This window comes from Ramlibacter tataouinensis (assembly GCF_001580455.1).
Classification (GTDB): domain Bacteria; phylum Pseudomonadota; class Gammaproteobacteria; order Burkholderiales; family Burkholderiaceae_C; genus Ramlibacter; species Ramlibacter tataouinensis_B.
On sequence record NZ_CP010951.1, the window covers coordinates 307,022 to 324,831 of the forward strand.

Annotated in this window: 15 protein-coding genes and 1 tRNA gene; 4 read left to right on the forward strand and 12 right to left on the reverse strand. The window is 67.9% G+C overall.

Going from position 1 to position 17,810, the window contains the following annotated elements; all coding sequences use genetic code 11:
- Positions 1–91 precede the first annotated feature (91 nt).
- From clpX to UC35_RS01540, 6 genes are all read right to left on the reverse strand, one after another.
- Positions 92–1,357, reverse strand: a complete 1,266-nt coding sequence (gene clpX / locus UC35_RS01515; RefSeq protein ID WP_061495486.1) for an ATP-dependent Clp protease ATP-binding subunit ClpX — start codon at positions 1,355–1,357, stop codon at positions 92–94.
- 152 nt (positions 1,358–1,509) lie between these two features.
- Positions 1,510–2,118: an ATP-dependent Clp endopeptidase proteolytic subunit ClpP gene (gene clpP / locus UC35_RS01520; protein ID WP_061495489.1), complete on the reverse strand. Its 609-nt coding sequence runs from the start codon at positions 2,116–2,118 to the stop codon at positions 1,510–1,512.
- 98 nt (positions 2,119–2,216) lie between these two features.
- On the reverse strand, positions 2,217–3,527 hold the full coding sequence (gene tig / locus UC35_RS01525) for a trigger factor (RefSeq protein WP_061495492.1): 1,311 nt from the start codon (positions 3,525–3,527) through the stop codon (positions 2,217–2,219).
- 29 nt (positions 3,528–3,556) lie between these two features.
- Positions 3,557–3,643, reverse strand: a tRNA-Leu gene (locus tag UC35_RS01530).
- 102 nt (positions 3,644–3,745) lie between these two features.
- A complete protein-coding gene (locus tag UC35_RS01535; RefSeq protein WP_061495495.1) occupies positions 3,746–6,886 on the reverse strand; it encodes an efflux RND transporter permease subunit in 3,141 nt (1,046 codons plus the stop codon).
- An 8-nt stretch (positions 6,887–6,894) separates the two neighbouring features.
- A complete protein-coding gene (locus tag UC35_RS01540) occupies positions 6,895–7,968 on the reverse strand; it encodes an efflux RND transporter periplasmic adaptor subunit (RefSeq protein WP_415752690.1) in 1,074 nt (357 codons plus the stop codon).
- Between UC35_RS01540 and UC35_RS24130 the strand changes: the two genes are divergently transcribed.
- A complete protein-coding gene (locus UC35_RS24130; protein WP_227820586.1) occupies positions 7,958–8,110 on the forward strand; it encodes a hypothetical protein in 153 nt (50 codons plus the stop codon). The genes UC35_RS01540 and UC35_RS24130 overlap by 11 nt on opposite strands.
- 108 nt (positions 8,111–8,218) lie before the next feature.
- Here the strand turns inward: UC35_RS24130 and UC35_RS01545 are convergent, their stop codons facing one another.
- The gene (locus UC35_RS01545) at positions 8,219–8,833 is read right to left on the reverse strand and encodes a class I SAM-dependent methyltransferase (protein ID WP_061495498.1); all 615 of its coding nucleotides are present in this window, start codon (positions 8,831–8,833) and stop codon (positions 8,219–8,221) included.
- Between the two features lie 177 nt (positions 8,834–9,010).
- Here UC35_RS01545 and UC35_RS01550 point away from each other — a divergent pair, with 177 nt between their 5' ends.
- Positions 9,011–10,009 carry a phytoene/squalene synthase family protein gene (locus UC35_RS01550; RefSeq protein WP_061495501.1) on the forward strand — a complete coding sequence of 333 codons (999 nt, stop codon included), beginning with the start codon at positions 9,011–9,013 and terminating at the stop codon, positions 10,007–10,009.
- A 303-nt stretch (positions 10,010–10,312) separates the two neighbouring features.
- A complete protein-coding gene (gene hpnD, locus UC35_RS01555) occupies positions 10,313–11,152 on the forward strand; it encodes a presqualene diphosphate synthase HpnD (protein WP_061495504.1) in 840 nt (279 codons plus the stop codon).
- A gap of 18 nt (positions 11,153–11,170) precedes the next feature.
- On the opposite strand, the gene UC35_RS01560 is transcribed toward hpnD, so the two are convergent.
- Positions 11,171–11,863 carry an HAD family hydrolase gene (locus UC35_RS01560; protein WP_061495508.1) on the reverse strand — a complete coding sequence of 231 codons (693 nt, stop codon included), beginning with the start codon at positions 11,861–11,863 and terminating at the stop codon, positions 11,171–11,173.
- Between the two features lie 16 nt (positions 11,864–11,879).
- Here UC35_RS01560 and hemH point away from each other — a divergent pair, with 16 nt between their 5' ends.
- On the forward strand, positions 11,880–12,950 hold the full coding sequence (gene hemH / locus UC35_RS01565) for a ferrochelatase (protein WP_061495511.1): 1,071 nt from the start codon (positions 11,880–11,882) through the stop codon (positions 12,948–12,950).
- Between the two features lie 7 nt (positions 12,951–12,957).
- On the opposite strand, the gene UC35_RS01570 is transcribed toward hemH, so the two are convergent.
- The 4 genes from UC35_RS01570 to UC35_RS01585 all read right to left on the reverse strand — a co-directional run bounded on the left by UC35_RS01570 (position 12,958) and on the right by UC35_RS01585 (position 17,810).
- A complete protein-coding gene (locus UC35_RS01570; RefSeq protein ID WP_061495514.1) occupies positions 12,958–13,839 on the reverse strand; it encodes an alpha/beta fold hydrolase in 882 nt (293 codons plus the stop codon).
- 125 nt (positions 13,840–13,964) lie between these two features.
- Positions 13,965–15,716 (reverse strand): carboxylesterase/lipase family protein, encoded by a 1,752-nt coding sequence (locus UC35_RS01575; RefSeq protein ID WP_227820427.1) that lies wholly within the window; start codon positions 15,714–15,716, stop codon positions 13,965–13,967.
- Positions 15,717–15,751: 35 nt separating this feature from the next.
- Positions 15,752–16,819 (reverse strand): branched-chain amino acid ABC transporter permease, encoded by a 1,068-nt coding sequence (locus UC35_RS01580; protein ID WP_061495522.1) that lies wholly within the window; start codon positions 16,817–16,819, stop codon positions 15,752–15,754.
- Positions 16,820–16,829: 10 nt separating this feature from the next.
- Complete coding sequence (locus UC35_RS01585) at positions 16,830–17,810, reverse strand: branched-chain amino acid ABC transporter permease (RefSeq protein WP_061495525.1); 981 nt, start codon at positions 17,808–17,810, stop codon at positions 16,830–16,832.

Genomic DNA, 17,810 nt, shown 5'->3' on the forward strand with positions numbered 1-17,810 from the left:
TGTCAGTCGAATATGGACTGCATTGCGGGAATTTCAACCCGTGGGAAATTCAACCCGGCGGGCAACAGGGTTGCGTTGCCCGGGTGAATCATCAGGCTTTCTTGGCCGCTTCGCGGTAGACCAGCAGCGGCGCCTTGTTCTCTTCGATGGTGGACTCGTCGACCACCACCTTGTCCACGTTGGCTGTGTTCGGCAGCTCGAACATGGTGTCGATCAGGGACTGCTCCAGGATGGAGCGCAGGCCGCGGGCCCCGGTCTTGCGCGCCAGCGCCTTGCGCGCGATGGCCCGCAGGGCGTTGGGACGGATCTCGAGGTCGACACCCTCCATCGACAGCAGCTTGGCGTACTGCTTGACCAGGGCGTTCTTGGGTTCGGTGAGGATCTGCACCAGCGCGTCCTCGGACAGTTCGGCCAGGGTCGCCACCACGGGCATGCGGCCCACCAGTTCGGGGATCAGGCCGAACTTGATCAGGTCTTCCGGCTCGACTTCGCGGAACACGTCGGTGAGGCTGCGTTCCTTCTTGCTCTTGACGGAAGCGCCGAAGCCGATGCCCGAGGCCTCGGTGCGCTGCTCGATGACCTTTTCCAGCCCGGCGAAGGCGCCGCCGCAGATGAACAGGATATTGGTCGTGTCGATCTGCAGGAAGTCCTGGTTCGGGTGCTTGCGCCCGCCCTGCGGCGGCACGCTGGCCATGGTGCCTTCGATCAGCTTCAACAGGGCCTGCTGCACGCCCTCGCCCGAGACGTCGCGGGTGATCGAGGGGTTGTCCGACTTGCGCGAGATCTTGTCGATCTCGTCGATGTAGACGATGCCGCGCTGCGCGCGCTCGACCTCGTAGTTGCAGCTTTGCAGCAGCTTCTGGATGATGTTCTCGACGTCTTCGCCCACATAACCGGCTTCGGTCAGCGTGGTCGCGTCGGCCATCACGAAGGGCACGTCCAGCATGCGCGCCAGCGTCTGCGCCAGCAGGGTCTTGCCCGAGCCCGTCGGCCCGATGAGCAGGATGTTGCTCTTGGCGAGTTCGACCTCGTCCTTCTTGGCCTTGTCCTTGTGGCGCAGGCGCTTGTAGTGGTTGTAGACCGCCACCGACAGGCTGCGCTTGGCGACCTCCTGGCCGATCACGTAGTTGTCGAGGTTGGACTTGATCTCGGTGGGGGTGGGCAGGTCGCCGCGCGCCTCGCGCCCATCCTCGCCCGTGGGCAATTCGTCACGGATGATCTCGTTGCACAGGTCGATGCATTCGTCGCAGATGAACACCGACGGGCCGGCAATCAGTTTCTTGACCTCGTGCTGGCTCTTGCCGCAGAACGAGCAGTAAAGCGTTTTCTCGCTGGACGAGCCTTTTTTGTCGGCCATGAATTTCTCAGGTGTCTCTGGGTCAATGATAGCGAAAAGGCAAAAGCGCCCCCGTTGTTACAGGGGGCGACAGTCGGCGGGCCGTTGCAGGGCTGCAACCGCGGCCCGGTCGCATAAGGGGAAACGCGGCCTGCCCGTCCGGCGCAGCAGCCTCAGGGGCGCTTGGCAATGACCTGGTCAACGATGCCGTAGGACTGGGCTTCCTGGGCGTCCAGGAAGTAGTCGCGCTCGGTGTCGCGCTCGACCTTTTCCAGCGGCTGGCCGGTGCGCTCGGCCAGGATGCGGTTCATCGTGGCCTTGGTCTTGAGGATGTCGCGCGCGTGGATCTCGATGTCCGTGGCCTGGCCCTGGGCGCCGCCCAGCACCTGGTGGATCATGATCTTGGAGTTCGGCAGGGCAAAGCGCTTGCCCTTCTCGCCCGCGGCCAGCAGGAAGGCGCCCATGCTGGCGGCCATGCCGGTGCACAGCGTGGAGACCGCCGGCTTGATGAAGTTCATCGTGTCGTAGATCGCCATGCCGGCGCTGACGCTGCCGCCCGGGCTGTTGATGTAGAAGTGGATGTCCTTGTCGGGGTTCTCGCTCTCCAGGAAGAGCAGCTGCGCCACCACCAGGTTGGCGGTCTGGTCATTGACCGGGCCCACCAGGAACACCACACGCTCGCGCAGCAGCCGCGAATAGATGTCGTAGGACCGCTCGCCGCGGCCGGATTGCTCGATGACGATCGGCACCATGCCGAGTCCCTGGGTTTCTAGTGCGCTCATGGGGGGTGACTCCGGATTCCTGAGGGGATACTTTATTCCAGTAAGCAAATGGGGCCTGCAGCGCCAGCCGCAAGCCCCAGCTGAACTGTACGGCGGGCTCAGGCCTGCTGCATCAGTTCGTCGAAGGAGACCGCCTTGTCCACGGTCTTGGCCTTGGCCAGCACGAAGTCCGTGACATTGTTCTCGATGACGATCGCCTCGACTTCGGCCAGGCGGCGATTGTCGCTGTAGTACCAGCGGACCACTTCGGCCGGCTTCTCGTAGCTGGCGGCCAGCTCTTCCACGTGGGCCTTGATCTGCTCGGGCTTGGCCTGCAGGTCATTGGCGCGCACCAGCTCGGCCACCACCAGGCCCAGGCGGACGCGGCGCTCGGCCTGCGGGCGGAACATTTCCTCGGGGATCGGCGCCTTGTCGGCATCCTTGATGCCGCGCTGCTTCAGGTCGGCGCGCGCGCCTTCGATCATGCGGTCCACCTCGGCCTGCACGCTGGACTTGGGCAGGTCGAGTTCGGCCTTGGCCACCAGCGCGTCCATCACGGCCTGCTTGTTGCGGGCCAGCAGGCGGAACTTCACTTCGCGCTCGAGGTTCTTCTTGATGTCGGCGCGCAGGCCCGCCACCGTCGCGTCGGCGATGCCCAGCGACTTGGCAAAAGCCTCGTTCACCTCGGGCAGGTTGGCGGCCTCGACCTTCTTGACCGTGACCATGAAGTCGGCCTGCTTGCCGGCCACGTCCTTGCCGTGGTAGTCGGCCGGGAAGGCCAGCGGGAAGGTCTTGCTCTCGCCGGTCTTCATGCCGCGCACGGCGTCCTCGAATTCCTTGAGCATCTGGCCTTCGCCGACCAGGAACTGGAAGTCGTCGGCCTTGCCGCCCTGGAAGGGCTCGCCGTCGATCTTGCCCTCGAAATCGACGGTCACGCGGTCGCCATCCTGCGCTGCGGCGTCCTGCGCGCGCTGGGCGAAGGTACGGCGCTGCTTGCGCAGGATGTCCAGCGTCTTGTCGATGGCGGCATCGCTCACCTCGGCGCTGATCTTCTCGACTTCTGCCTCGGCGAGGTCGCCGATCTTGACTTCCGGATACACCTCGAAGACGGCGTCGAAGGCCAGCTGGCCTTCGGGCGCCTCTTCCTTCTCGGTGATGCGCGGCTGGCCCGCCACGCGCAGCTTGGCCTCGTTGGCCGCCTGCGCGAAGGCCTCGCCGACCTTGTCGTTCATCACCTCGTAGTGCACCGAGTAGCCGTAGCGCTGGGCCACGACCGTCATCGGGACCTTGCCCGGACGGAAGCCATCCATGCGCACGGTGCGCGCCAGGCGCTTCAGGCGGGTGTCGACTTCCGACTTGATCGCGTCGGCAGGCAGCGTCAGCGTGATCTTGCGTTCCAGCTTCTCGAGGGTTTCAACGGTCACGGCCATGGTGTTCTCTCTTGTCAATCAATGTGTCCTGGTGCGCGGGGGGGGACTCGAACCCCCACACCATTGCTGGCGTCAGGACCTAAACCTGGTGCGTCTACCAATTTCGCCACCCGCGCTTTGCCTGAAAGGGAAAGCGGGCCCCCGGGGAAACCCGGCGGCCCGCTGGAATCCGGTCAACCCGGTATTTTAGGGCAGATGAGCGTCAGGTCGTTTCGGGGTCATGCCACCGCCGGACCTTCGCGCTTCACGCGGTACCAGGCGGCGTACATCGCGGGCAGCGCCAGCAGCGTCAGCACCGTGGCCACCACCAGGCCGCCCATGATGGCCACCGCCATCGGCCCCCAGAACACCGAGCGCGACAGCGGGATCATTGCCAGCACCGCCGCGGCGGCGGTCAGCACGATGGGGCGCAGGCGCCGCACCGCCGATTCGACGATCGCATCCCAGGCCGGCACGCCGCGCGCGCGGTCCTGTTCGATCTGGTCGATCAGGATCACGGAATTGCGCTGGATCATGCCCATGAGGGCAATCACGCCCAGCAGCGCGACGAAGCCGAAGGGCCGGTCCAGCAGCAGCAGCGCCCCGGCCACCCCGGCAATGCCCAGCGGGCCGGTGACGAAGACCAGCATGGACCGGCTGAAGCTGTGCAGCTGGAGCATCAGCAGCGTGAAGATGATGAACAGCATGGCGGGCACGCCCACCGCGATCGAGCCCTGGCCCTTGGAACTTTCCTCCACGGCGCCGGCCACCTGGATCCGGTAGCCCAGCGGCCACTTCGCCTCCAGTGCCCGCAGCTTGGGCAGCAGCTCGTTGGTGACCGTCGCGCCCTGCAGGCCCTCGACGATGTCGCCCTGCACCGTGATGGCGTAGTCGCGGTTCTCGCGCCACATCACGCCCGGCTCCCAGGCGAACACGGGCTTGGCGATCTGCGTGATCGGGATCGACTTGCCCGAGGCGGTCGGCAGGTAGGCGTTGCCGAGATCGGTGATCGCGTCGCGTTCGTCCAGCGGCTGGCGCAGCACGATCTCGATCAGCTTGTCGCCCTCGCGGTACTGGCCCACGGCCGTGCCGGTCAGGATGGTCTTGGAGGCCTGGGCGATCGACTGGCTGGTCACGCCCAGCGCGCGCGCCTTGGTCTGGTCCACTTCGAGCCGCAGCACCTTGACCGACTCGTTCCAGTTGTCGTTGACGCCACGCGTGTTCGGGCTGGCCCGCATCGCCGCCTTGACCTCGTCGGCGCGCTCGCGCAGCTGCGCCGGGTCCGGCCCGACCACGCGGAACTGCACCGGGTAAGGCACCGGCGGCCCGTTGGGCAGCAGCTTCACGCGGCCGCGCACCTCCGGAAACTCCTCGGCCAGCAGCGCCGGGAACTTGACGCGAAGCTGCTCGCGCACCTTCAGGTCCTGCGGCATCACGATGAACTGCGACACGTTGGACTGCGGGAAGACCTGGTCCAGCGGCAGGTAGAAGCGCGGCACGCCCGAGCCGACCCAGGTGCTCACCATGGTCACGCCCGGCTCGGCGCGCAGGCGCCGTTCGACGCGGCGCGTCGTTTCCTCGTTGGCGGCGAAGGACGTGCCTTCCGGGAACCAGATGTCCACCATGATTTCCGGCCGGCTGGAATCCGGGAAGAACTGCTGCTGCACCTTGCCCATGCCGAAGATGCCCAGCGCGAAGATCATGACCGTGGCGCCAATCGTCATCCAGCGGTGCTCCACGCACCAGTCCACCGCTCGGCGGAAGTGGCGGTAGAACGGCGTGTCGAAATGCTCGTGGTGCTCGGACGACACCGGCTTGGGCTTGAGCAGCAGGGTCCCCAGGTAGGGAACGAAGTACACCGAGACCAGCCAGCTCAGCACCAGCGCGACCACCGTGACGGCGAAGATGGCGAAGGTGTACTCGCCCACCGTCGAGCGCGCCACGCCGATCGGCAGGAAGCCGGCGGCGGTGATCAGCGTGCCGGTGAGCATCGGCATGGCGGTGACCTCGTAGGCGAAGGTGGCGGCGCGCACCTTGTCGTAGCCCTCTTCCAGCTTCCGCACCATCATTTCCACCGCGATGATGGCGTCGTCCACCAGCAGCCCCAGCGCGATGATCAGCGAGCCGAGCGAGATCTTGTGCAGCCCGATGCCCCAGTACTGCATCGCCAGGAAGGTCACCGCCAGCACCAGCGGAATGGTGATCGCCACCACCAGGCCCGGACGCATGTCGATGTACCAGCGCTTCCACACCGGCAGGCTTGCCGCCTCCGGCCGCTTGTGCAGGCCCAGCGCGATGAAGCTCACCGCCAGCACCACGGCCACGGCCTCGAACAGGGTGCGCACGAATTCGTTGACCGAGTTCGCGACAGCGCGCGGCTGGTCCTGCACCTTCACCAGCCGGATGCCCGCGGGCAGGCCGTCCTCGATCCGGTGGGTGGTTTTCTTGAGCGATTCACCGAGCCGGATGATGTCGCCGCCCTTGGCCATGGACACGCCCAGCCCGATCACGTCCTTGCCGTCGTGGCGCACCTTCACCACCGGCGGATCGACGTAGCCGCGCTTGACTTGCGCGATGTCGCCCAGCCGCAGCTGGTTGCCCGAGGCGCCGCGGATCGGCATGGCCCGAAGCTGCTCCACCGCCTCGAACTGGCCGGCCACCCTCACCTGCACCACGTCCAGCGGCGTCTGCACCGCGCCGGCCGACTCGATGGCGTTCTGCTGCCCGAGCTGCTGCAGCACCTGGTTCAGGTCCAGCCCGAGCTGGGCCAGGCGCTTCTGCGAGATCTCGACGTAGAGCTTTTCCTCCTGCACGCCGAACAGCTCGACCTTGGCCACGTCCTGCACGCGCAGGAGCTCCTGGCGCACGTCGTCGGCGAACTGCTTGAGCTCGGCATAGCTGAAGCCATCGGACTCCAGCGCGAAGATCACGCCGTAGACGTCGCCGAAATCGTCGTTGAAGAACGGGCCCTGGATGCCCGGCGGCAGCGTGAAGCGCATGTCGCCGATCTTCTTGCGCACCGTGTACCAGACGTTCGCCACCTCGGACGGCCGGGACGAGTCCTTGATCTGGAAGATGATCTGCGACTCGCCGGGCTTGGAGTAGCTGCGGATCTTGTCGGCGTAGGGCACCTCCTGCAGCGTCCGCTCGATCTTGTCGGTGACCTGCTCGGCCACTTGCTGCGCGGTGGCGCCGGGCCAGTTGGTGCGAATCACCATGGCCCGGAAGGTGAACGGCGGGTCCTCGTCCTGCCCGAGCTGGAAGTAGGCGGCAATGCCCAGCAGCATGAGCACGACCATCAGGTAACGCGTCAGCGCCGGATGGTCGAGGGCCCATTTGGAAAGGTTGAAGCTCTCCTTCGGTTGCGCGGCGTCGCTCATCGCCGGCCTCACTTGGCCGCCGCCGGGGTGGCGGCATGCGCGGCGGCGCCCATGCCGGTCGCCGCCGCGGTCTCCTTGCCCCCGGCACGCGCCTGCGCGGCGGAGCGCTCCTGGTAGATCGCGACCTTCTGCCCGGGCGACAGCACATGGACGCCGGCGGCGACGACCAGCATGCCCGGCTGCAGGCCGGAAGCGATCACCGCCTCGTTGCCGTCGGCGGCAGCGACCTGAACCGGCACCGACTTCACGGTCATGGTGGCCTTGTCGAGCACCCAGACGGCGGTGCCCTGCCCGTCCTTGCGCAGCGCGCTGGTGGGCAGCTTGATCACCGGCGTGCCGGCCAGGCTGAGCGCCTTCGGCGACACCGACACGGTGGCGCCGAGCGGCAGGTCCGCCTTCGCCTCGAGCCCCACCTTGACCATGAAGGTCCGCGTCACCGGATCGGCGCTCGCGGCGACCTCGCGCACCTTGCCCGGCAACTCGCCCTGGTCGGACCAGGTGCGTACCCGCACCTCGGAGCCCGGGCGGATCGCCGCGACCTTGTCCTCCGGGACGGAGAACACCACGTCGCGCGGGCCGTCGCGGGCGATGCGCACGACCGGCGTGCCGGCGCTCACCACCTGGCCCGGCTCGGCCTCGATGGCCGTGATCACGCCGGCGGCATCGGCCACGAGGCTGGCATACGCCGCCTGGTTGCCCTGTGCGGCAAGCTGCGCCTGGGCCTGGTCCAGTTGTGCCTGCGCGGCCTTCAGCGTCGACTCGCGGCGTTCCAGTTCGGCGCCGCTGATGAAATTCTGGTCCCGCAGCGCCGTGTAGCGCTTGAAATCGGCCGCGGCCAGGTCGCGGTTGGTCTGGGCGGCGGCCACTTGCGCGCGGGCGGCATCGGCCGCGAGCTGGTAGTCGCGCGCATCGAGTTGTGCCAGCACCTGGCCGGCCTTCACGCGCTGCCCCATCTCGGCCTGGCGACTCACGATCTTGCCGGCCACGCGGAAGCCCAGGCGCGATTCGACCTGGGCCTTGACCTCGCCGGCGAACTCGTTGTCGGAGTTGAAACTGCCCACGCCGACCGCCATGACCTTCACCGATCGCACCGGTTCAGGCGCGGGCTCGCCTTTGCCGCAGGCGGCGAGCAAGACGGCCGAGGCCAAGGCCAGAGAAAGGGTGATTCGGGCCGCGGGGCGGCCGGGGAAACTTGCGGGCATGATGAACCTGAAAGTGCTCTAGGGGCTCAGCTACTGACTGACTGGTTAGTAATCTAGGTCAGTGCCCAGGGCTTGTCAAGCGCCCCTGCGCCTGCCCGGCACCGCCGGGCTCCGCGCTACCCGCGCGGCTTCAGGACTCGAGCCGGCAATAGCAGTAGACGAACTGCTGGGTCGCACCCCAGGGCGTCGAATGCAGCATGGTCCGATGGTCGAGCAGCCTGAATTCCCCGCCGAACTCGTCGTGCAGACCGTCCGACGAGTAGCGCGCCACGGGCAAGCCGCTGCACTGGGAGGGCCCGTGCGGGCCGAAGGCTCCCACGATGGCGAATCCGCCCGGCTTGAGCGCCTTGCGCACCTGTGAGACGTAGGCCATGCGCTCGCGCGGGTCGGTCAAGAAGTGGAAGACGGCCCGGTCGTGCCAGATGTCGACCGAGCGCGGCTCGAACGGATGCTGGAGCACGTCGGCCGCGATCCAGGACACCTCGCCAGCGCGATGCCCCAGGCGCGCCCGGCAGACCTCGAGGGCCGTTTCCGAGATGTCCAGCACGCTGACCCGGCGATAGCCGGCGTCCAGCAGGTCGTCCACCAGCGTGGCCTCGCCGCCGCCGACGTCGACGATGGCCGCGCCCGCCGGCAAGCCGGTACGGCGGATGTATTCCAGCGACTCGTTCAGGTGCGGGGCATACCAGCTGACGGCATCCGCCGCATTCGTTTCGTAGACGTGTTCCCAATGCGCTTTGGTCATGGCGTCCTGTGTAGCACAGCCCCGGTGTCGAACTCAAGCCAAGCGCCTGCGCGCCCGGGCATCCCCGATCCGGGAAATGCCAAACCGTAAGATGCATCCCCGGCGCGCCCGCCGCCTCCGTGCCATCGACCCGCACGGAGCTTCCATCCAGTTTGCAAGGAATCACAAGACCCCGTCATGGGCCAGCCCGCCTCCTCCGCCGACGACGCCCTGCTCGAGTTGCTGCGCCGGGTGTCGCGCTCCTTCTTCCTCTCGGTCTGGCTGTTGCCTGCCGGCCTGCGGCGCCCGGTCGCCGTCGGCTACCTGCTGGCCCGCGCCAGCGACACGCTAGCCGACGCGCCGGGGATCGAACCCGCCGAGCGGGCCCGTCAGCTGGACGAGTACGCGCAGGCCATCGCCCATGGGCGGCCGTTCGATCCCGGCGGGCCGGCCCATGTCGACGACGAGGGCGAGCGCGCCCTGCTGCTGGCGCTGCCCGGCTGGCGGACCTGGATGGACGCGCTCGGCGCGGCGGACCAGGACGATGTGCGCGCCGTGCTGGCGCACATCACCCGCGGCCAGCGCCTGGATGTCGAGCGTTTCGGCCAGGCCACGGGCGCGCAGCCGGTGGCGCTGGCCTCGGCAGCGCAACTCGAGGAGTACACCTACCTCGTAGCCGGCTGTGTCGGTGAGTTCTGGACCCGGCTGGGCTTTCGCCACCTGCCCCGCTACGCCGAGCGCCCGATGGCGGACATGCTCGCCCTGGGACGCCGCTACGGCATGGCGCTGCAATTGGTGAACATCCTGCGCGACCTCGGCGCCGACCTGGCGGGCGGCCGCTGCTACCTGCCGGCCGACGAGCTCGCAGCGGCTGGCCTGGCGCCCGCAACGCTGCTGGCCGAGCCGCGGCGGCTGCAGCCCGTGTGCGCCCCCTGGCGCGCGCGGGCGCAGTCCGGGCTGGAGGATGGCCTCGCCTACTCGCTCGCCGTGCGCAGCCGGCGCATCCGCGCAGCGTCGGCGCTGCCGGCCCTGCTGGGCACGCGCACCCTGGCGCTGCTGCGCGATGCGGGCGCGCTGTCGCTCGAACGCAAGGTCAAGGTGCCGCGCGCGCAGGTGCGGCGCGTGCTCTGGCAGATGATGCTGTCGCTGGCGGGCCGGTCGGCGCTGCAACGGCAGTTCGAGGGCTTGCGGGGATGAGGTCGGCCTAGTGTCCTGTCCCGCAAATTCCTGGGCTCTCGTTCGGATGCATGCGGGGATGAGCGGTGGTTGGCCAGAGAGGGTCAAGACTGGCGTCTTGACCCTCTCTGGACGACCGCCGGGCGCCCCGCAGGCGCCGAACCCTTCGGGCTGCCTCGTATCGGGCCGCATGCCGCGTTGCGTCCACGGGTCAAGCCGCCCAGGCTTGACCCGCGTCCGCGCCTTGCCTGCGGCCCGATATGAGGCAGCGAGAGCCCAGGAATTTGCGGGACAGGACACTAGCTGATGGGACAATCGGCGCCGATGACCCCGCAGGAATATGTCCAGGACAAGGCTGCCGCTTCCGGCAGCAGCTTCTATTACGCCTTCCTCTTCCTGCCCAAGCCGCGGCGCGACGCCATCACCGCCTTCTACGCGTTCTGCCGCGAGGTGGACGACGTGGTCGACGAGGTGAGTGACCCGGGCGTGGCGCGCACCAAGCTGGCCTGGTGGCAGGCCGAGGTCGTCAAGTCCTTCCAGGGCCGGCCCGAGCACCCGGTGATGATGGCGCTCATGCCCTGCGCCCGGGAGTTCGGCATCGAGGAGCGCCAGCTCCTGGCCGTCATCGAGGGCTGCGAGATGGACCTGCAGCAGACACGTTACCTCGACTACGCCGGCCTGCAGCGCTACTGCCACCTGGTCGCCGGCATCGTCGGCGAAGTGGCGGCGCGCATCTTCGGGCAGAGCGAGGGCGCCACCACCGCCTACGCGCACAAGCTGGGCCTGGCCTTCCAGCTCACCAACATCATCCGCGACGTCGGCGAAGACGCGGCGCGCGGCCGCATCTACCTCCCGGTCAGCGAACTGCAGCAGTTCGGGGTGAAGGCCAGCGAAATCCTCAATCGCAGCTACTCGGAGCGCTTCAGCGCCTTGATGAAATTCCAGGCCGATCGCGCCCGCGCACTGTACGACGAGGCGCTGGCGCTGCTGCCGCCGGCCGACCGGCGCAGCCAGAAGCCGGGGCTGATGATGGCCAGCATCTACCGCACCCTGCTCGACGAGATCGAGCGTGACGGCTTCCAGGTGCTGCACCAGCGCGTGAGCCTCACGCCCCTGCGCAAGTTCTGGCTGGCCTGGAAGGTGCAGGCGCTCGGCAAGCTCTGACCGCCTGCCAGGCCGCCGCTAGCGAAGCAGGTCACACAGCTGCGTCAGGTCGCCCACCGACAGCTGCGGCTCCACTTCATGCGGCCACATCGCGTCCGAACGGTTCACCCAGGCCGCCTGCATCCCGGCGTTGAGCGCGCCCAGGGCATCCAGGGTGGCATCGTCGCCCACATGCAGCATGTCCTGCGGCAACAGGTCCAGCGCCCCCGCTGCGGCGTGGAAGATGCGCGGATCGGGCTTGCCGACGCCGAACTCGCGCGCGGTAATCGCGGCGCGGAAGAACGGCGCCAGGCCGACACGTTCCAGGTCGGCATTGCCGTTGGACACGGAGACCAGCGGAAAGCGCCCGGCCAGGAATGCGAGCGCCGGCCGCACGTCCTCGAACAGCTCGACGCGCTGGCGTTCGGCGAAGAACACCTCGAAGGCCTTTTCGGCCATCAGCGGGTTCTCGCCCGCCCGGTACAGCGCCAGCCGGATCGATTCGCGCCGCAGGGCGCTGAGGTCGTGCTTGAGGTCGGGCCGGTTGTCGGACATGTAGGCGCGAATCTCGCGCAGCGCCGACGGACTGGAGAACATCGCCGCCGTCATCGGGGCGTTTTCCACCAGCCAGTCATGCAGCACCTTCTCAGCCCGCTCGATGGTCGGCCAGATCGGCCACAAGGTGTCGTCAAGGTCCAGGCTGATGGCCTTGATCCGTGGAATGTCGAGCATTCAGTGAGAATACCGCATGCCTTCGACCCCCCGGTACCGGCCCGAGCCCAAAGCCCGCGATGGGCACGCCCCCGCCGCCATCGCGATTCTGTATTGCAACCTCGGCACGCCGGACGAAGCCACGCCTGCCGCCGTGCGCCGCTACCTGAAGGAGTTCCTCACCGACCCGCGCGTGGTGGAGATCCCGCGTGCCGCCTGGCTGCCGCTGCTGCACGGCGTGATCCTGCCCCTGCGCTCCCCGCGGTCGGCGGCCAAGTACGCCAGCATCTGGACGCCGGAAGGCTCGCCGCTGAAGCTCTGGACCGACAAGCAGGCCAAGCTGCTGCAAGGCTGGCTGGGCGAGCGCGGGCACCGGGTGATGGTGCGCTACGCGATGCGCTACGGCCAGCCTTCGATCGCTTCGCAGCTCGATGCGCTGAAGGCGGCGGGCGCGAGCCGCATCCTGGTGCTGCCGGCCTATCCGCAGTATTCGGGCACCACCACCGCCAGCGTGTCCGATGCCGTGGGCGCCTGGTGCGAGGGCACCCGCGCCCTGCCCGAGCTGCGCTTCGTCAACCGCTTCCATGACGATGCGCCGTACATCCGCGCGCTGGCCGGCCGCATCGAGGCGCACTGGCGCGAACACGGCCGCGGCGGCCACCTGCTCATGAGCTTTCACGGCGTGCCGCAGCGCACGCAGCAGCTGGGCGACCCCTACGCCGCCGAGTGCCAGGAGACCGCACGCCTGCTGGCCGCGCGGCTAGGCCTGCCGGACAAGCAGTTCAGCGTCACCTTCCAGTCGCGCTTCGGCAAGGCGAAGTGGCTGGAGCCGTACACCGAGCCGACCTTGCGGGCGCTCGCCCGTGCCGGCACCGAGCGGGTCGATGTCCTGTGCCCGGGCTTTCCCGGCGACTGCCTGGAAACGCTGGAGGAAATCGCGATCGAAGGCCGGCGCGCCTTCCTCACGGCCGGCGGCAAGACCTTCCACTACATCCCCTGCCTGAACGACGATCCCGCGTGGATTGCCGCCCTGGGCGAACTCGCCCAGCGCCATCTCGCAGGCTGGCCGACGCGCGCCGCGCAGGAAGCAGCGGCCAACGCCGCATAGAGAAACCTCAAGCGGCCAGGGCGGCTTCGTTCTGCTCGATGAAGGCGGTGACCAGGTCCAGTTGCTCGGGCACGTTGAGGGCTGGCGCATGGCCGCAGCCGGGCACTTCCACGATGCGCGCCTGGCCGCGCGCGCCCGGGCCCCGGCGCATCATCTCGGCCGTGGTTTCGGGCAGCACCAGGTCCGATTCCACGCCGCGCAGGCACAGCACCGGTATCTTCAGGACGTCGTAGTGCGCCCAGATTTCGTAGTCATTGGGATGGTCGGTGAACTGGCGCACCATCGCCGGGTCGTAGTGCGGCGTCAGCCGCCCGTCGGGAAGACGCCGCGCTGAAGTCTCCGCCAGGCGCCGCCACTGGGCGTCGCTCAGCCAGCCGAAAGGCTTGTACACCTGCCGGAAGAAGGCCTCGAGTTCGGCCATGGTCGCGAACGCGGGCGGATTGCCCGCATAAGCGCGGATGCGCGCCAGCGCGGGCTCCGCCAATTGCGGCGCGTTGTCATTGAGCACCAGGCTGGCGATGCGGCCCGCCAGGCGGGGCTCGAACAGGCCCGAGGCGCACACCGTCCCGATCGCGCCGCCCATCGAGGTGCCCACCCAGTGCGCCCGCGCGATGCCCAGGCGGTCGAACAGTTCGGCCGCCAGCTTCGCGTAGAAGCGCAAGGTGTACTCGTTGTGCGGATCGGGGCTCCATTGGCTGAAGCCGCGCCCCAGCGTGTCGGGGCAGATCACGCGATAGCGCGCTGACAGATGCGCCGCCAGCTCGTCCATGTCGCGGCCGGTGCGTGCCAAGCCGTGCCACGCGATGATGGTGCGCGCGTTCTGCGCGCCCCACTCGGTGAAGTGGATCTCGCGGCCGGCGCAGGTCGCGTAGTGTGAATTCGATGACATGGCGTGATTCCTTACTGATGCGTGCACGCCGGCGCCGTCGACTTGCGGCGTGTTGCCGGTGCTCTGGATCACCGTGAATGCGTGGCAAGCCCGGGCCGGGGCGCGCCCGGCCCGGAGCTCGCCGGTCAGTCGGCAGTGATGGACTTCGCCGTCGGACTGGCGTTGAACATCACCTTGTGCGGCCAGGTGGCCCAGGTCACGCCCAGCGCGGCGTTGTTCGGGTTGCCGGTCCGCGCGAAGCTGGACACCGTCTGCATCATGGCAGCCGAGAGTTCGGCGCGCCCGCCCTGGTTGGCATCACTGAACCAGACCTTGCCGAACAGCGAAGGCCCGAAGTTGCCGAACAGGAACGGCAGGTCGACCACGTGGACGGCACCGTAGATGTCGTTCCAGGGCGCGGGCTGCTTGTCCCAGTCGAAGCGGTAGTAGTAGACGTTCTCCTGCTGCGTCTTCAGCGCGTTCAGCACGTTGTCGCGGCTGTTCAGGAAGAAGACCCGGTTGAGCGTCTCGGCGCGCGCGGTGAAGCCGGCCACCGGCGCATTCACCGGCAGGTAGGAGGCGGCGATCCACTGCTCCACGGTGGTCTGCGGCGCGGCGTTCGGGTTGTAGCCGAAGTGGTTCGTGAACAGCTGCGCGTCGGTCACGATGCGCGCATTGCCCGTGCCCCCCACCAGCGGCAGGAACGACGGGAACAGCTTGCCTTCGTCGCGCGTGTTGCCGGCGAGCACGGGCACCTTCACGTAGTTGCCGGCGTTGATCGCCCCGATCGGGTCGGCGGCGACCACGGCCCCGTCGGGGATCGGGCCCGAGCCGGCGAGGCCCAGCAAGGCCAGCCGCGTGAGCAGCGTGCTGAACAGCGCCGCCGGCGTCTTGCTGCGCATGTAGTCCGCCAGCTGCGCGTTGGTATGGCTGGCGATGTAGGCATTGGCGGAAGCCGTGTCAGTGGCCAGGCCGTCGGCGATCAGCTGGTTCTGCAGCAAGGCATTGCCCTGCGCCAGGTAGGTGGCTGCGGGGCTCAGCGTCGGGATGCTGCCGGCGGGCAGGTTGCTGGCCATCGAGATGCCGCCGGAGAGCGGCATGACCTTGTGGAACAGCTTCGGATTCGCCGCCGTCATGGCCGGGGACGTCTGCAGCGCCCACACGTTGATGGCGCCGGCGGACTGGCCGACGATGGTGACGTTGTCCGCATTGCCGCCGAAGGCCGCGGCGTTGGCACGCACGAATTGCAGCGCCTTGACGCTGTCGAGCATCGTGAAGTTGCCGGAATCGGTGGCGGCGTCGCCGGTCTTGAGCTGCGGCATGTTCAGGAAACCCAGAATGCCCAGGCGGAAATTCGGGGTGACCACGATCGCGTTGGCTGCCTTGGCGAGCTTTGCGCCGTCGTACATCGGGTCGGCCGTATAGCCCGACACGTTGCTGCCGCCGTGGAAGAACACGATGACCGGCAGGTTTTCCTCGAAGCTGGCCGGGCGCCAGACGTTCAGGTACAGGCAATCCTCGCTGCCGACGGCCTGGTTCAGCGTGGTGCCGATGGTTTCGTCATAACGGTTGTTGGAGCCCGGGCCGTAGATGCGGCCGTACTGCGCGCAGGCGTTGCCGAACGCGGTGGTGTTGCGGGTGCTGGTCCAGGACTCGGCGTCCTGCGGCGGCTGCCAGCGCAGCGCACCGACCGGCGGCTTGGCGAAGGGAATGCCCTTCCAGGCGAAGGTGCCGGAGCTCGCGTCTTCCGCGCCCCGGACTTCGCCGAGGTTGGTCTTGCGCACCAGCGGATCGTTGCCACCGCCGCCGCAGGCGGCCAGGAGCACCGGCAGCGCGAGGGCCGCTGCCCAGGCCGCGACACGCGTTCGCATCTTGCTTGCCGGAGGATGTTTCTTCATGGAGTCTCCTTGGTGGTTGCAGGGGTGGTTGGAATTCATGCGGCCGATCGCGCCGCCCGGAGGCGGCCGACGATGCCGGTGGGGAAGTAGTAGACGGACAGGACGAACAGCAGGCCCAGCCACAGCAGCCAGCGGTCGGGCGACAGCAGCGCGGCCAGCCAGGGCAGGCCCGAGGCGGCATCGCTGCCGTGCTTGAGCAGGTCCTGCAGGTAGCTTTGCGCGACCACGAAGATGCCCGAGCCGATGGCCGCGCCATAGATCGTGCCCATGCCGCCGATCACCACGATCAGCAGCACGTCCAGCATGATCTCGAAGGACAGCGAGGTGTCCGGTCCGTTGTAGCGCAGCCAGATGGCGAGCATGGCCCCGGCCAGGGTCGCGAACAGCGCCGAGAGGATGCTCGACATGGTGCGGAAATAGACGACCCGGTAGCCGATCGCTTCGGCTCGGAACTCGTTCTCGCGAATCGCCTGCAGCACGCGGCCGAAGGGCGAATTGACGATGCGCAGCATCGCCAGGAACAGCACCAGCGCAGCGACGAACAGCAGGTAGTAGGCGACGAAACGGCCGTCGATGGCGACGCCCAGGACCGGCTCCTCGAACAGCTGCCAGCTCGGCGAGAGTATCTCGGGCATCTTGAAGGTCAGGCCGTCCTCGCCGCCGGTGAGGTCGGACAGCTGCGAAGCCAGCGTCTGGAAGGCCGCCGCCACCGCCAGCGTGATCATCGAAAAGAAGATCGCGCGCACGCGCAGCGAGAACAGGCCCACCAGCAGCGCCAGCACGAAGGACAGCGCCAGCGCGACGACCAGGCCCGTGAGGATGGAGGACCAGCCCGGCCCCATGCGGGTCGAGGCGATGGCGACGCCGTAGGCGCCGATGCCGAAGAACATGGTGTGCGCGAAGCTGACGATGCCGGTGTAGCCGAGCAGCAGGTCGAAGCTCGCCACCAGCACGATGAAGACCAGGATCTTCGCGGCGACGTTCAGCGCCTTCACGCCAGGGACGATGAAGGGCGTCAGCGCCAGGGCGACGAAGACGGCCAGCAGCAGCACCGCGAGCACGCGGCTGCGGGGTTGGTCGTTGGAGAGGATCCGTTGCAGCATCAGGTCTTCCTTACTTGCCGAGCGCGTAGACGCCCTGCGGCCGCCACAACAGGATGGCCATCATCAGCGCGATGTTTGAGAACAGCGCCGCCTTTGGCACCAGGAAGCCGGTGTAGTTGGCCATCAGCCCCACCAGCAGCGCGCCGATCAGCGCGCCGGTGGTCGACCCGAGCCCGCCGATGATCAGCACGATGAAGATCAGGACGTTGACCTGGGCGCCCATCTGCGGGATCACGTTCTGCTGGTACAGGCCCCACATCACGCCGCCCAGGCCCGCGAGCGCGGAGCCGACGACGAACACGCCGATGAACAGCACCTTGATGCGGTAGCCGAGCGATTCGACCATCTCGCGGTCCTGCACGCCGGCGCGGATCAGCAGGCCGATCTTGGTGCGCGTGAGCACCAGCCAGAGCACGGCGAACACGACGAGGCCGACGATCACCGCCATGATCCGGTACTTCTCGATGTTGGCGTCGCCGACGAAGATCGAGCCGCGCATCGCTTGCGGCAGCGGCAACGGGATCTGCAGCGGGCCCCAGATGACCTTGATCAGCTCCTCGCCGATGATCATCCCGCCCATGGTGATGAGGATCTGCTTCAGGTGGTTGCCGTAGACCGGCCGCACGATGAAGCGCTCGAACGCCAGGCCCAGGGCGCCGGCCACCAGCATGGCGACCACCATCGCCGGCAGCACCGCCAGCAGGTTCTTCAGCAGGCTTTCCGAGCCGGTGTAGTCGCCCATGCTGCCCAGCACGCTGGTCGCGACGAAGGCGCCGAGCGCTATGAACACGCCGTGGCCGAAGTTCAGCACGTCCATCAGGCCGAACACCAGCGTCAGGCCCGAGGCGATGATGAAGATGATCATGCCCATCGCCAGGCCCGCCACGGTGAGCGTGAGCCAGGTCGCGCCCGAGCCGATGAAGGGCAGCACCAGCAGCGCCAGCAGCGGTACCAGCGCCAGAGGTTTCCAGTCCAGATCTTTGAAATTCAT